The sequence below is a fragment of the Pseudomonas sp. FP2335 genome (genome assembly GCF_030687535.1).
Taxonomy (GTDB): Bacteria; Pseudomonadota; Gammaproteobacteria; order Pseudomonadales; family Pseudomonadaceae; genus Aquipseudomonas.
The window spans coordinates 4,921,807-4,934,703 of the sequence record NZ_CP117437.1 but is presented as its reverse complement, the minus strand read 5'-3'; the positions used below and the strand labels follow the sequence as shown (position 1 = coordinate 4,934,703).

Here is a 12,897-nt window from a genome sequence, read left to right as displayed (position 1 = left end):
TCCATGACTACATCGACTGTTAAAACCAACCTGCTGGGTCTGACCCAGCCGGAAATGGAGAAATTCTTCGACTCAATCGGGGAGAAGCGTTTCCGTGCCGGTCAGGTAATGAAATGGATTCACCACTTTGGCGTCGATGATTTCGACGCCATGACGAACGTCAGCAAGGCCCTGCGCGACAAGCTCAAGGCTATTGCCGAGGTGCGTGGTCCCGAAGTGGTCAGCGAGGACATCTCCAGCGACGGCACCCGTAAGTGGGTGGTGCGCGTGGCGTCCGGCAGCTGCGTCGAGACCGTATACATTCCCCAGGGCAAACGTGGCACCTTGTGCGTTTCGTCCCAGGCAGGCTGTGCCCTGGATTGCAGTTTCTGCTCCACCGGCAAGCAAGGCTTCAATAGCAACCTCACCGCTGCCGAAGTCATCGGCCAGGTGTGGATTGCCAACAAATCCTTTGGCAGCGTCCCGGCGACCGTCGACCGTGCCATCACCAACGTGGTGATGATGGGCATGGGTGAGCCGCTGCTGAACTTCGACAACGTCATCTCCGCCATGCACCTGATGATGGACGACCTGGGCTACGGCATCTCCAAGCGCCGCGTGACCCTGTCGACCTCCGGCGTGGTTCCGATGATCGACGAGCTGGCCAAGCACATCGACGTCTCCCTGGCGTTGTCGCTGCACGCACCCAATGACGCATTGCGTAACCAATTGGTGCCGATCAACAAGAAGTATCCGCTTAAGATGCTGCTCGAATCCTGCCAGCGTTACATGGCGACCTTGGGTGAGAAACGCGTGTTGACCGTTGAGTACACCCTGCTCAAGGACATCAACGACAAGGTCGAACACGCCGTCGAGATGATCGAGTTGCTCAAGAACACCCCGTGCAAGATCAACCTGATCCCGTTCAACCCGTTTCCCCATTCTGGCTACGAGCGGCCGAGCAACAACGCGATCCGCCGTTTCCAGGATCAACTGCACCAGGCTGGCTACAACGTCACCGTCCGCACCACCCGCGGTGAAGACATCGACGCCGCCTGTGGCCAACTGGTCGGGCAGGTGATGGACCGCACCCGCCGCAGTGAACGTTATATCGCCGGGCGCGAAGTGAATGCCGCCGACGATTTGCCGCTCATTGCCGTGAATCGAATCTGAGAGAGGATCTCTATGCCCTTGCGCCTTGCGCTGCTTTTGCTTGTTACCGGCCTTGTGGCCGGTTGTGTTTCATCGGGCTATGAGAGCCCTTTGCAAACCGGCAAAGGCCGTGATGAGGCGCGGGTTGCCTATGTGCAACTGGGGTTGGGTTATCTGCAACAGGGTTTGAGCGAACAGGCCAAGGTGCCGCTGAAGAAGGCGCTTGAACTGGACAGCGACGATGCGGACGCCAATGCCGCGCTGGCCCTGGTGTTCCAGGCCCAGGCCGAGCCGGAACTGGCCGGCCAGTATTTCAACAAGGCCCTGGCCGCCCGTCCTGCCGACCCACGGCTGCTGAACAACTACGGCAGTTTCCTGTTCGAGCAGAAACGTTATGACCAGGCCGCCCTTTATTTCCAGCAAGCCAGCGCCGATACCCTCTATCCTGAGCGTTCCCGTGTCTTCGAGAACCTCGCAGTGACCTCGCTGCGCCTAGGCCAGCGCGACAGCGCTCGCCAGCAACTGGAAAAAGCCCTGCACTTGAATGGGCGTCAGCCGCGGGCCTTGCTCGAAATGGCTGAGTTGTCCTACGAAGACAGGCATTATGTGCCGGCACGTGACTATTACGAGCGTTTTAGCCTGCTCAGCGGGCAAAATGCACGTAGTCTATTGCTCGGTGTGCGGCTGGCGACGGTTCATGAAGAACACGACACGGCCGCACGTTTTGGCCAGCAACTCGAACGACTCTATCCCGGTACGCCGGAATATCAGCAATACCTGTCGGAGCAATGATGAAAGCGGCGCACCCGGAAGTTGTAGCAGCTAATCGCGTAAACCCAGGCGACACCTTGCGTCAGGCCCGCGAAAGCAATGGTTGGTCGCTGGCGGAAGTGGCCCTCAAGCTCAATTTGACCACCACATCCCTGGCCAACCTGGAAGCCGGCGCGTTCGACAAGTTGCCGGGGCATACCTTCGCCCGTGGCTACATCCGCGCCTACGCCAAATTGCTCGGCATCGACCAGGCCATACTGGTCCAGGAGTTCGACCAATTCACCGGTACGGATTCCCAGGGCAGCAATGTCCACGGCTTGGGCCGTATCGAGGAGCCGGTGCGGGTTTCCCACACGATTCTGCGCATTGTCAGCCTGTTGCTGCTGATCGCCGTGATCGGCGGTGGCTTTGTCTGGTGGCAAGACCAGACCTCCCAGCGCACCAAAGACATGACCAGCAACGCCATGGAGCACGTCGAGGTCGAAAGCGCCGACGGCACCACCCAGATTCATCCACTGGATGAGCCGGAAGACCAGGCTGTTGCCGAAGGCCAGGCTGCCCCCGAAGCGCCGGTTGCCACGGAGCAACCCGCGCCAGCCGCGACCGCCGCTGCACCGACTCCCGCGACGCCGCCTGCACCGGCTCACGCCCAGGCCACCCCAGCCGCTCCGGTTGCGCAGGCGCATACGCCAGCGCAACCGGCACAAGCGCCTGCTCCAGCAACGCCTGCCGCCCCTGCGATTTCCGCGCCGACCACCCCAGCGTTGATCGCCGGTGATGGCCGCGTACAGGTCACTTTCATCGCCGACTGCTGGACGCAAGTCACCGATGGCAATGGCAAGGTGCTGTTTAGCGGTCTGAAGCGTAAGGGAGAGACGCTTGACCAGGCCGGCAAGCCTCCTTTGACGCTGCGTCTGGGCTTTGCCCGTGGCGCGCAAGTGGCCTACAACGGCCAGCCTGTGGACGTGGCGCCGTTCACCAGTGGCGAGACTGCTCGCCTCAAGTTGGGACAATAGTCATGCACGGCGAATCTCCAATCAAACGTCGCGTATCGCGCAAGATCTGGGTTGGCTCGGTGCCTGTGGGTGGCGATGCCCCCATCGCGGTCCAGAGCATGACCAATAGCGACACCAATGACGTGGCCGCCACCGTCGCCCAGATCAATCGTCTGGAAGCGGCTGGTGTCGACATCGTGCGCGTCTCCGTACCGGACATGGACGCCGCCGAAGCCTTCGGTCGCATCAAGCAGTTGGTCAAGGTGCCACTGGTTGCCGACATTCACTTCGACTACAAGATCGCCTTGCGCGTAGCCGAACTGGGTGTGGACTGCCTGCGGATCAACCCGGGCAACATCGGTCGCGAAGACCGTGTGCGTGCCGTGGTGGATGCTGCCCGTGATCGCGGTATTCCAATCCGCATCGGCGTCAACGCCGGTTCCCTGGAAAAAGACCTGCAAAAGAAATACGGCGAGCCTACGCCGGCAGCACTGGTTGAGTCGGCGCTGCGTCACGTTGAGCACCTCGAACGCCTGAATTTCCAGGACTTCAAGGTCAGCGTAAAGGCCTCCGACGTATTCATGGCGGTCGAAGCCTACCGCCTGCTGGCCAAGGAAATCGTGCAGCCGTTGCACCTGGGTATCACTGAAGCGGGCGGTTTGCGCTCAGGCACAGTGAAATCTGCGGTGGGTCTCGGTATGCTGCTCGCCGAAGGGATTGGCGATACCATCCGCATCTCCCTGGCGGCAGACCCTGTTGAGGAAGTGAAAGTCGGTTACGACATTCTCAAATCCCTGCGTTTGCGCTCCCGTGGCATCAATTTCATTGCCTGCCCGAGCTGCTCGCGGCAGAACTTCGACGTGGTGAAAACCATGAACGATCTGGAATTGCGCCTTGAAGACCTGTTGGTGCCACTGGATGTAGCGGTGATCGGTTGTGTGGTCAACGGTCCGGGCGAAGCCAAGGAAGCCCATGTGGGCTTGACCGGCGGTACACCGAACCTGATTTACATCGACGGCAAGCCGTCGCAGAAATTGACGAATGACAATCTGGTGGACGAGCTTGAAAAGCTGATCCGCGAGAAAGCGGCCGAAAAGGTCGCAGCTGACGCAGCGCTGATCGCGCGCGGCTGATTGAACGAATTTAAGGATTTGATGTGAGCAAGTCTCTGCAAGCCATTCGCGGCATGAACGACATCCTGCCGGAGCAGACGCCGTTGTGGCGCTACTTCGAAAGCACCGTCGCGCGCCTGCTGGATAACTACGGTTACAAGCAGATCCGCATGCCGATCGTCGAATTCACCGAGCTGTTCAAGCGCTCCATCGGTGAAGTGACCGACATCGTCGAAAAAGAAATGTACACCTTTGAAGACCGCAACGGCGACTCCCTGACCTTGCGTCCGGAAGGTACCGCCGCGTGCGTGCGCGCCGTGCTGGAGCATGGCCTCACCGGTGCCGGCCAGCCGCAGAAGTTGTGGTACATCGGCCCGATGTTCCGCCACGAACGGCCACAGAAAGGCCGTTATCGCCAGTTCCACCAGATCGGCCTGGAAGTATTCAACATCGACGGCCCGGACATCGACGCCGAGCTGATCGTGCTGACCTGGCGCCTGTGGGGCCTGCTGGGCATCCGCGACGCGGTCAAGCTTGAACTCAACAGCCTGGGCACCAGCGAATCCCGCGGCCGCTATAAAGTGGCCCTGGTCGAGTACCTGTCCGCTCACCTGGACAAGTTGGACGAAGACAGCCAGCGCCGTCTGAAAACCAACCCGCTGCGCGTGCTCGATACCAAGAACGCCGACACCCAAGCCGTACTGGTCAACGCGCCGAAAATGGCCGATTACCTGGACGACGAGTCGCGCATTCACTTCGAGGGCCTCAAGGCTCGCCTGGATGCTGCCGGTATCCCGTTCGTGATCAACACCAAGCTGGTGCGCGGCCTCGATTACTACAGCAAGACCGTGTTCGAGTGGGTCACCGACAAACTCGGCGCCCAGGGCACCGTGTGTGCCGGTGGGCGCTACGATGGCCTGGTCGAGCAGATGGGCGGCAAGCCGACCACTGGCGTGGGCTTCGCCATGGGCATTGAGCGCTTGATCCTGCTGCTGGAAACCCTGGAAAAGGTCCCGGAAGAAATCTCCCGTCAGGTGGATGTGTACCTCTGCGCCTTTGGCGAGGCCGCCGAACTGGCCGCCCTGGCCTTGAGCGAGAAGGTGCGTGACCAACTGCCGAACCTTCGCCTGCAGGTCAATGCCGGCGCCGGCAGCTTCAAGAGCCAGTTCAAGAAGGCCGACAAGAGCGGCGCGCTGTATGCGCTGATCCTTGGCGATGACGAACTGGCCCAGCAAGTGATAGGTTTCAAACCCCTGCGTGGCCAGGGCGAGCAACAGAACATTGCCTTTGATGCGCTCGCTGCGCACTTGGCCACCTGCGTCGTGCAGGGTTGAAGCTGTCGAACAGCCGAATTTAGCGATTAAGGAGTATTGGGGTGTCGAGTACTGATGATGAGCAACTGGCCGAGTTCAAGGACTGGTGGCAGCGTAACGGCAAGCCCCTGGTTACTGGCGGCCTGCTGGCTTTAGTGGTGGTGTTCGGCTGGCAAGCCTGGCACAAGTATCAGGCCAACCAGTCCCAAGGCGCCTCGGTCCTCTACCAGCAGTTGCTGGAAACCACGCTGACTCCGGATGGCAAGCCTGACCCGGCACAGGTTGCAGACCTGGCCGGCAAGCTGAAAAACGAATTTGGCGGTAGCACCTACGCCCAGTACGGCAGCCTGTTCGTCGCGAAAGTCGCGGTCGACACCGGCAAGCTGGATGACGCCGCCTCCGAGCTGAAGGCCATCGCCGACAAGCCGAAGAACCCTACCCTGGGTGAAATCGCACGTCAGCGCCTGGCTCAGGTACTGGCAGCACAGAACAAGGCCGACGAAGCACTCAAACTGCTCGACGGCGATGCTGACAAGGCATTTGTAGCCACTCGCGAAGAGCTCAAGGGCGACCTTCTGGTCCAATTGGGTCGTACCGACGAAGCCAATGCTGCGTACAAAAAAGCCAAGGCGGCGCTGTCTGATGAAGCGGCGGTCGGTGGCTTACAAATCAAGCTCGACGACTTGGCCAAAGGGGATGCGTGACGTGATCCGTTGGAAACATGCAGCATTGCTGGCTCTGGCCGTTCTGGCCGCGGGTTGCAGCAGCAACAGCAAGAAAGAACTGCCTCCTGCGGAGCTGACCAGCTTCAAGGAAGAAGTGGTCCTGCAGAAGCAGTGGAGCCGCTCCATCGGTGATGGCCAGGGCGAGACCTACAACATGTTGGTGCCGGCGATCGACGGTGACAACATTGTGGCCGCCGACGTAACCGGCGTGGTGATCTCCATGGATCGCCTCAACGGCGACGTGAAATGGAAGAAAGACCTCGAACTGCCTGTCTCCGGCGCCGTCGGCGTAGGTTACGGCATGGTGATGCTCGGCACGCTGAAAGGCGAAGTCGTAGCCCTGGATTCCAGCACCGGTGAAGAGAAATGGCGCGCTCGCGTGACCAGTGAAGTTCTCGCACCGCCTGCCACCAACGGTGACATCGTCGTGGTGCAAACCCAGGACGATCGTGTGATTGGCCTCGACGCCAGCACCGGCCAGCAACGCTGGTTGTACGACAGCACCCCGGCGGTACTGACCTTGCGCGGCACCAGTGGTCCGGTTGTGACCAATAATCTGGCCGTTGCAGGCCTGTCGACCGGTAAAGTAGTCGCCCTGGACACCCAGAACGGCGTACCGGCCTGGGAAACCCGTGTGGCTATCCCACAAGGTCGTTCCGAGCTGGATCGCGTAGTGGACATCGACGGTGGCTTGCTGCTGTCGGGCGAAACCCTCTACGTCGCCACTTACCAGGGCCGTGTCGCGGCACTGGACCTGCAGAGCGGTCGTGTGAACTGGCAGCGTGATGCTTCCAGCTACGCCGGTGTCGCCCAAGGGTTTGGCAGCGTCTACGTAAGCCTGGCGTCCGGCACCGTTGAAAGTGTCGACGAGCGTTCCACCACTGCACTGTGGAGCAACGACTCCCTGGCCCGCCGTCAACTGTCGGCACCGGAAGTGTTCTCCAGCTACGTAGCGGTTGGCGACTTCGAAGGCTACCTGCACCTGCTGAGCCAGGTGGATGGTCGCTTCGTAGGTCGCGAGCGTATCGACAGCGACGGCCTGCGTGCGCGTCCGCTGGTCGTGGGTAACATGCTTTATGTGTTTGGCAACAGCGGCAAGCTGGAAGCCCTGACCATCAAGTAAGAACTATGCTTGGGGTAACACCCAGGCGGCCCCGCTTCGGCGGGGCATGCGGCATTTGATTATGCTGCCCCGAGCACCAGCCGCTGCCATGCAGCGGCTTTTGTATTTTCTGAAATAACGAAGTGGAGAGCCGCATGGTTCCCGTAATCGCCCTGGTGGGCCGACCTAACGTCGGCAAGTCCACCTTGTTCAACCGCCTGACCAGGACTCGCGACGCCATCGTCGGCGACTTGTCCGGTCTGACCCGTGATCGCCAATACGGTGAGGCAAAGTGGCAAGGGCGCTCCTACATTATTGTCGACACCGGTGGTATCTCCGGTGACGAGCACGGCATGGACGAAAAAATGGCCGAGCAGTCGCTGCTCGCCATTGAAGAAGCCGACGTCGTGCTGTTCCTGGTGGACGCCCGTGCGGGCTACACCGCTGCCGACCAAATGATTGGCGAGCACCTGCGCAAGCGCAACAAGCGTTCCTATCTGGTCGCGAACAAGATCGACAACATCGATCCTGAAGCTGCCCGTGCCGAATTCAGCCCGATGGGCCTGGGCGATGCGATCCCGGTCGCCGGTGCCCACGGTCGCGGCATCACCCAGATGCTGGAAATTGCCCTGCGCGATTTCCCCAAGGATGACGTCGAGGAAGAAGAGGGCGAAGAGGAAATCGTCGCCGAAGGTGAGGAAGCCAAGCGCATTCCTGGCCCGAGCGAAAAAGACGGTATCAAGATCGCTATCATCGGTCGTCCCAACGTCGGCAAGTCGACCCTGGTCAACCGCATGCTCGGTGAAGACCGCGTTATCGTCTACGACCAGCCCGGCACCACCCGCGACAGCATCTACATCCCGTTCGAACGCAACGAGGAAAAGTACACGCTGATCGACACCGCCGGTGTGCGCAAACGCGGCAAGATCCACGAGGAAGTTGAAAAGTTCTCGGTGGTCAAAACCCTGCAAGCGATCAAAGACGCCAACGTGGTGATCTTTGTGATGGACGCCCGTGAAGGCGTGGTGGACCACGACCTCAACCTGCTGGGCTTTGCCCTCGAGGCCGGTCGGGCACTGGTGATCGCGATCAACAAGTGGGACGGCATGACGCCGAGCGAGCGCGATTTCGTCAAGATTGAGCTGCAACGTCGGCTGTTCTTCGTCGAGTTCGCCGACATTCACTTCATCTCGGCATTGCACGGTACTGGCGTGGGCAACCTCTACGCGTCCGTGCAGAACTCGTTCAAGTCTGCCGTGACCCGTTGGCCGACCAACCGCCTGACCCAGATCCTGGAAGATGCGGTTGGCGAGCATGCGCCGCCGATGGTCAACAACCGCCGGATCAAACTGCGTTACGCCCACTTGGGTGGTGCCAACCCGCCGATTATCGTGATCCACGGTAACCAGATCGAGAAGGTGCCGAAGTCCTATGTGCGTTACCTGGAAAACACCTACCGCCGTGTCTTGAAACTGGTCGGTACACCGATCCGTATCGAGTTCAAGGGTGGCGAGAACCCGTACGAAGGCAACAAGAACACACTGACTGACCGTCAGGTGAACAAGAAGCGTCGTTTGATGACTCACCACAAGAAGGCCGACAAGAAGCGCCGTGACAAGAAGTAACGGCAGCTTCAAGTTGTAAGCGTCAAGCCTCAAGAAAGGGCTCCTTTGGAGCCCTTTTTTGTGCGCGAGGGTTTGTGCCTTGACCCCGTGCGATTGGCAGCTTAAAACTTGGGGCTCACCTGCAGGGGCTTTTTGATGATCACCAGCAAGCTGCCGAATGTCGGCACGACCATTTTCACCACCATGTCGCAACTCGCAGCCGAGACCGGCGCGCTCAACCTGTCCCAAGGGTTCCCCGACTTCAATGGCCCCCAAGGTTTGCTTGATGCCGTGGGCAAGCACGTCGCCAGCGGGCATAACCAGTACTCGCCGATGACCGGCTTGCCGGCCCTGCGTCAGCAAGTGGCGGCGAAGATCGTCCGCAGCTACGGCGCCAAGGTCGATGCCGACAGTGAAGTGACCGTGACCCCGGGCGCCACCGCCGCAATCTTTTGCGCGATCCAGGCAGTGATCCGTAATGGTGATGAAGTCATCGTGTTCGATCCCAGCTACGACAGCTACGAGCCGTCAGTCGAGCTGGCCGGCGGGCGCTGCGTACATGTGCAGTTGAGCCTGGATGGCTTTGCGCTGGACTTCGACAAGATCCGCGCCGCGCTGTCGCCCCGTACGCGCATGATCATCCTCAACTCTCCGCACAACCCCACCGGTGCCTTGATCAGCCGTGCCGAGCTGGATCAGTTGGCCGATCTGATCCGTGACCGGGATATTTACCTGGTCAGCGACGAGGTCTATGAACACCTGGTGTACGACGGTGTGCCCCACGTGAGCGTACTGGCCCACGAAGAGCTGTATCAGCGCGCCTTCGTGGTCAGTTCCTTCGGCAAGACCTATCACGTCACCGGCTGGAAAACCGGCTACGTGGTCGCCCCAGCGGCCCTCACCGCTGAGCTGCGCAAGGTGCACCAGTACGTCAACTTCTGTGGCGTGACCCCCTTGCAGTTCGCCCTGGCCGACTTCATGGCCGAGCACCCGGAACACGTCGAGGAACTGCCAGCGTTCTACCAGGCCAAACGCGACCTGTTTTGCGACTTACTGGCGCCGTCGCGCTTCAGCTTCAGTCGAGTGGCCGGCACCTACTTCCAACTGGTGGATTACTCACAGATCCGTCCGGAGCTGGATGACGTCGCCATGTCGCTGTGGATGACTCGAGAACACGGCGTGGCGACGATTCCCGTCTCGGTGTTCTACCAGAACCCACCCCAAGGCCAGCGGCTGGTGCGCCTGTGCTTTGCCAAACGCGAGGAGACGCTGCGCCAAGCAGCCGAGAAGCTATGCGTGATCTGAGTGCACTGCCGGACCTGAACATCGCCCTGGTCCAGACCACCCTGGCCTGGCACGACCGCCAGGCCAACCTTGAACACTTCGAGGCACTGCTGGAGCAGGCCAGGGGCGCCGACCTGATCGTGTTGCCGGAAATGTTCACCACCGGGTTTTCCATGGCGTCCGACACCCTCGCCGAACCGGAGAACGGTCCGACCCATCGCTGGCTCCAGGCCCAGGCCGCGAAGTACGACGCGGTGATCACCGGCAGCGTGATCATCCAGGCCGCCGATGGCAGCCACCGCAACCGCCTGCTGTGGGCGCGACCCGATGGCGAGGTGCTGCACTACGACAAGCGCCACCTGTTCCGCATGGCCGGTGAGCACAATCACTACACCCCCGGCGAGCGCCAGGTGCAGTTCGAGTTGAAGGGCTGGCGCATTCGCCCGCTGATTTGCTACGACCTGCGCTTCCCGGTGTGGAGCCGTGATGCCCAGGACACCGACCTGTTGCTCTACACCGCCAACTGGCCCGGTGCGCGGCGTTTGCATTGGAACCGCCTGCTGCCGGCGCGGGCCATCGAGAACCTGTGCTACGTGGCGGCGGTGAATCGGGTGGGTACGGACGGCAAGGGTTTTGTTTACACCGGTGATAGCCAGGTGCTGGATTTCCAGGGTGAGACCCTGCTCAGTGCGGGGGAGGCGGATGGGGTGTTCCAGGTGTGCCTGAATGCGGCGGAGTTGGCGGCGTATCGCACCCGATTCCCGGCGAATCTGGATGCCGATACCTTTCAGTTTGTCTGATAGGCCGCCTTCGCGAGCAAGCCCGCTCCCACATTCGACCGCGTTTATCCTGTAGGAATGCGGTCGAATGTGGGAGCGGGCTTGCTCGCGAAGAGGCCATCAGCACCACCCAAGACCCAAAGCAAAAAAAGGCCCCTGGATTCACACCCAGGGGCCTTTCGCATTTCAGCAGCCGCTTACGCCGCTTTCGCTTCCAACTGGCTCAACGAGCGGTTCAGCGCGCTGAACACCGCCTTGAAGCTGGCAGTGGTGATGTTTTCATCAATGCCCACGCCATGTACCGGCCGCTCACCGTTCACACGCAGTTCAATGTAGGCCGCAGCCTTGGCATTGGTGCCGGCGCCGATTGCGTGTTCGTTGTAGTCCATGATCTCCACCTTGATCGGCAGGGCGGCAACCAGCGCTTCCAGCGTGCCGTAGCCCTTGCCGTGCCAGCGCAGGTTGGTTTCGCCCTGGCCTTTGCCCGAGACTTCCACTTCCACCGAGCTGTTGCCGTTCTCTTCCTGCAAGCGATGGCTGACCAGCGCATACGGGGTGTTGGCTTGCAGGTATTCACGCTGCAGCAAACTGTGGATCTGCTGCGCGGTCATCTCCAGACCCAGGCGATCGGTTTCACCCTGTACTACTTGGCTGAACTCGATCTGCATGCGGCGCGGCAAGCTGATGCCATATTCCTGCTCCAGCAGGTAGGCGATGCCGCCCTTGCCCGACTGGCTGTTCACGCGGATCACGGCCTCGTAGCTGCGACCAATGTCGGCGGGGTCGATCGGCAAGTAGGGCACTTCCCACAGGGCGTCGTCTTTCTGCTGGGCGAAGCCCTTGCGGATGGCATCCTGGTGGGAGCCGGAGAAGGCGGTGTGGACCAGGTCGCCGACGTACGGGTGGCGTGGGTGCACCTGGATCTGGTTGCACTCTTCGACGACTTTGCGCACGCCGTCGATGTCGGAGAAGTCCAGCTGCGGGTCGAGGCCCTGGGTGTACATGTTCAGGGCCACGGTGACGAGGTCGACGTTACCGGTACGCTCGCCGTTGCCGAACAGGCAGCCTTCGACGCGGTCGGCACCGGCCATCAGGCCCAGTTCGGTGGCGGCCACACCAGTGCCACGGTCGTTGTGGGTGTGCAGGCTGATGATCACGCTGTCACGACGGTTGATATGACGACCGAACCACTCGATCTGGTCGGCATAGATGTTCGGCGTGGCGCATTCCACGGTAGCCGGCAGGTTGAGGATCATCTTGTGCTCGGGCGTCGGGTTCCACACCTCGATCACCGCGTCACAGACTTCCTTGGCGAACTCCAGTTCGGTCGCGCTGAAGGTCTCCGGGGAGTACTCGAAAGTCCACTGGGTTTCCGGCTGCTGGGCGGCGTATTTGACGAACAGCTTGGCCGCGTTGACCGCGATGGCCTTGATGCCGTCCTTGTCCTGGTTGAACACAATGCGGCGGAACGATGGCGAGGTCGCATTGTACAAGTGCACGATGGCTTTCTTGGCGCCGCGCAGGGATTCGAAGGTGCGCGCGATCAAGTCTTCACGACCCTGGGTCAGCACCTGAATGGTGGTGTCCTCGGGGATGTGGCCGTCTTCGATCAGGGTGCGCACGAAGTCGAAGTCGGTTTGCGAGGCGGCCGGGAACGACGCTTCGATTTCCTTCACGCCCACCGATACCAGGGTCTTCCAGAAACGCAGCTTCTTCGCGGCGTCCATCGGCTCGATCAGCGACTGGTTGCCATCACGCAGGTCGGAGCTGCACCAGATCGGCGCGGTGGTGATGGTTTTCGAAGGCCAGGTGCGGTCCGGGATGTCGATGGTCGGAAACGCGCGGTACTTCGAAGACGGGTCTTTGAGCATGCTCATCGGGAAATCCTTTGTTTAGGGGCCGAGAAAAGGCGGCCTGCCGTGTAACTGTTATTGGGGATAAAGCGGGGACGAGGCAGATCGATTCAGCCTGGCAGTCGTGCGCTGACGAGGCACAGGCTGCGGTGCTGGCGGAGCTGAATGAGGGTGTGAGAGGTTTTCATAAGCTCAACCCTAACCGCCGGGGTGAAAGATGGCAAGCAG

General features: G+C 60.8%; 11 protein-coding genes. 10 read left to right on the top strand and 1 reads right to left on the bottom strand.

From position 1 onward, the window contains the following. Positions 1-3 precede the first annotated feature (3 nt). The 10 genes from rlmN (at position 4) to PSH81_RS22095 (ending at position 10,837) form a co-directional block, all read left to right on the top strand. A complete protein-coding gene (gene rlmN, locus PSH81_RS22140) occupies positions 4-1,152 on the top strand; it encodes a 23S rRNA (adenine(2503)-C(2))-methyltransferase RlmN (RefSeq protein ID WP_192299566.1) in 1,149 nt (382 codons plus the stop codon). Positions 1,153-1,164: 12 nt separating this feature from the next. After that, positions 1,165-1,923 (top strand): type IV pilus biogenesis/stability protein PilW, encoded by a 759-nt coding sequence (gene pilW / locus PSH81_RS22135; RefSeq protein WP_226457741.1) that lies wholly within the window; start codon positions 1,165-1,167, stop codon positions 1,921-1,923. Then, entirely contained in the window at positions 1,923-2,918 is a 996-nt protein-coding gene (locus tag PSH81_RS22130) for a RodZ family helix-turn-helix domain-containing protein (RefSeq protein WP_305391485.1), read from the top strand. Before pilW ends, PSH81_RS22130 begins: the two co-directional genes overlap by 1 nt. A 2-nt stretch (positions 2,919-2,920) precedes the next feature. After that, positions 2,921-4,030: a flavodoxin-dependent (E)-4-hydroxy-3-methylbut-2-enyl-diphosphate synthase gene (gene ispG / locus PSH81_RS22125; RefSeq protein ID WP_003175952.1), complete on the top strand. Its 1,110-nt coding sequence runs from the start codon at positions 2,921-2,923 to the stop codon at positions 4,028-4,030. Between the two features lie 23 nt (positions 4,031-4,053). Further along, complete coding sequence (hisS, locus tag PSH81_RS22120) at positions 4,054-5,343, top strand: histidine--tRNA ligase (protein WP_192299562.1); 1,290 nt, start codon at positions 4,054-4,056, stop codon at positions 5,341-5,343. A 41-nt stretch (positions 5,344-5,384) separates the two neighbouring features. Next, entirely contained in the window at positions 5,385-6,026 is a 642-nt protein-coding gene (locus tag PSH81_RS22115; protein WP_192299561.1) for a YfgM family protein, read from the top strand. Beyond that, the gene (bamB, locus tag PSH81_RS22110) at positions 6,019-7,170 is read left to right on the top strand and encodes an outer membrane protein assembly factor BamB (RefSeq protein WP_192299560.1); all 1,152 of its coding nucleotides are present in this window, start codon (positions 6,019-6,021) and stop codon (positions 7,168-7,170) included. Before PSH81_RS22115 ends, bamB begins: the two co-directional genes overlap by 8 nt. A gap of 134 nt (positions 7,171-7,304) precedes the next feature. After that, positions 7,305-8,774 carry a ribosome biogenesis GTPase Der gene (der, locus tag PSH81_RS22105; RefSeq protein WP_016977675.1) on the top strand — a complete coding sequence of 490 codons (1,470 nt, stop codon included), beginning with the start codon at positions 7,305-7,307 and terminating at the stop codon, positions 8,772-8,774. Positions 8,775-8,909: 135 nt separating this feature from the next. After that, a complete protein-coding gene (locus PSH81_RS22100) occupies positions 8,910-10,058 on the top strand; it encodes a pyridoxal phosphate-dependent aminotransferase (RefSeq protein ID WP_305391484.1) in 1,149 nt (382 codons plus the stop codon). Further along, the gene (locus tag PSH81_RS22095; protein ID WP_192299558.1) at positions 10,046-10,837 is read left to right on the top strand and encodes an amidohydrolase; all 792 of its coding nucleotides are present in this window, start codon (positions 10,046-10,048) and stop codon (positions 10,835-10,837) included. Before PSH81_RS22100 ends, PSH81_RS22095 begins: the two co-directional genes overlap by 13 nt. A gap of 176 nt (positions 10,838-11,013) precedes the next feature. Here the strand turns inward: PSH81_RS22095 and leuA are convergent, their stop codons facing one another. Next, positions 11,014-12,693: a 2-isopropylmalate synthase gene (gene leuA / locus PSH81_RS22090; RefSeq protein WP_226457744.1), complete on the bottom strand. Its 1,680-nt coding sequence runs from the start codon at positions 12,691-12,693 to the stop codon at positions 11,014-11,016. Between the last annotated feature and the right edge of the window lie 204 nt (positions 12,694-12,897).

Coding starts and splice junctions, on each gene's coding strand:
- rlmN (WP_192299566.1), top strand. CDS start 4: ATGACTACATCGACTGTTAAAACCAACCTGCTGGGTCTGACCCAGCCG.
- pilW (WP_226457741.1), top strand. CDS start 1,165: ATGCCCTTGCGCCTTGCGCTGCTTTTGCTTGTTACCGGCCTTGTGGCC.
- PSH81_RS22130 (WP_305391485.1), top strand. CDS start 1,923: ATGAAAGCGGCGCACCCGGAAGTTGTAGCAGCTAATCGCGTAAACCCA.
- ispG (WP_003175952.1), top strand. CDS start 2,921: ATGCACGGCGAATCTCCAATCAAACGTCGCGTATCGCGCAAGATCTGG.
- bamB (WP_192299560.1), top strand. CDS start 6,019: ATGCGTGACGTGATCCGTTGGAAACATGCAGCATTGCTGGCTCTGGCC.
- der (WP_016977675.1), top strand. CDS start 7,305: ATGGTTCCCGTAATCGCCCTGGTGGGCCGACCTAACGTCGGCAAGTCC.
- PSH81_RS22100 (WP_305391484.1), top strand. CDS start 8,910: ATGATCACCAGCAAGCTGCCGAATGTCGGCACGACCATTTTCACCACC.
- PSH81_RS22095 (WP_192299558.1), top strand. CDS start 10,046: ATGCGTGATCTGAGTGCACTGCCGGACCTGAACATCGCCCTGGTCCAG.
- leuA (WP_226457744.1), bottom strand. CDS start 12,693: ATGAGCATGCTCAAAGACCCGTCTTCGAAGTACCGCGCGTTTCCGACC.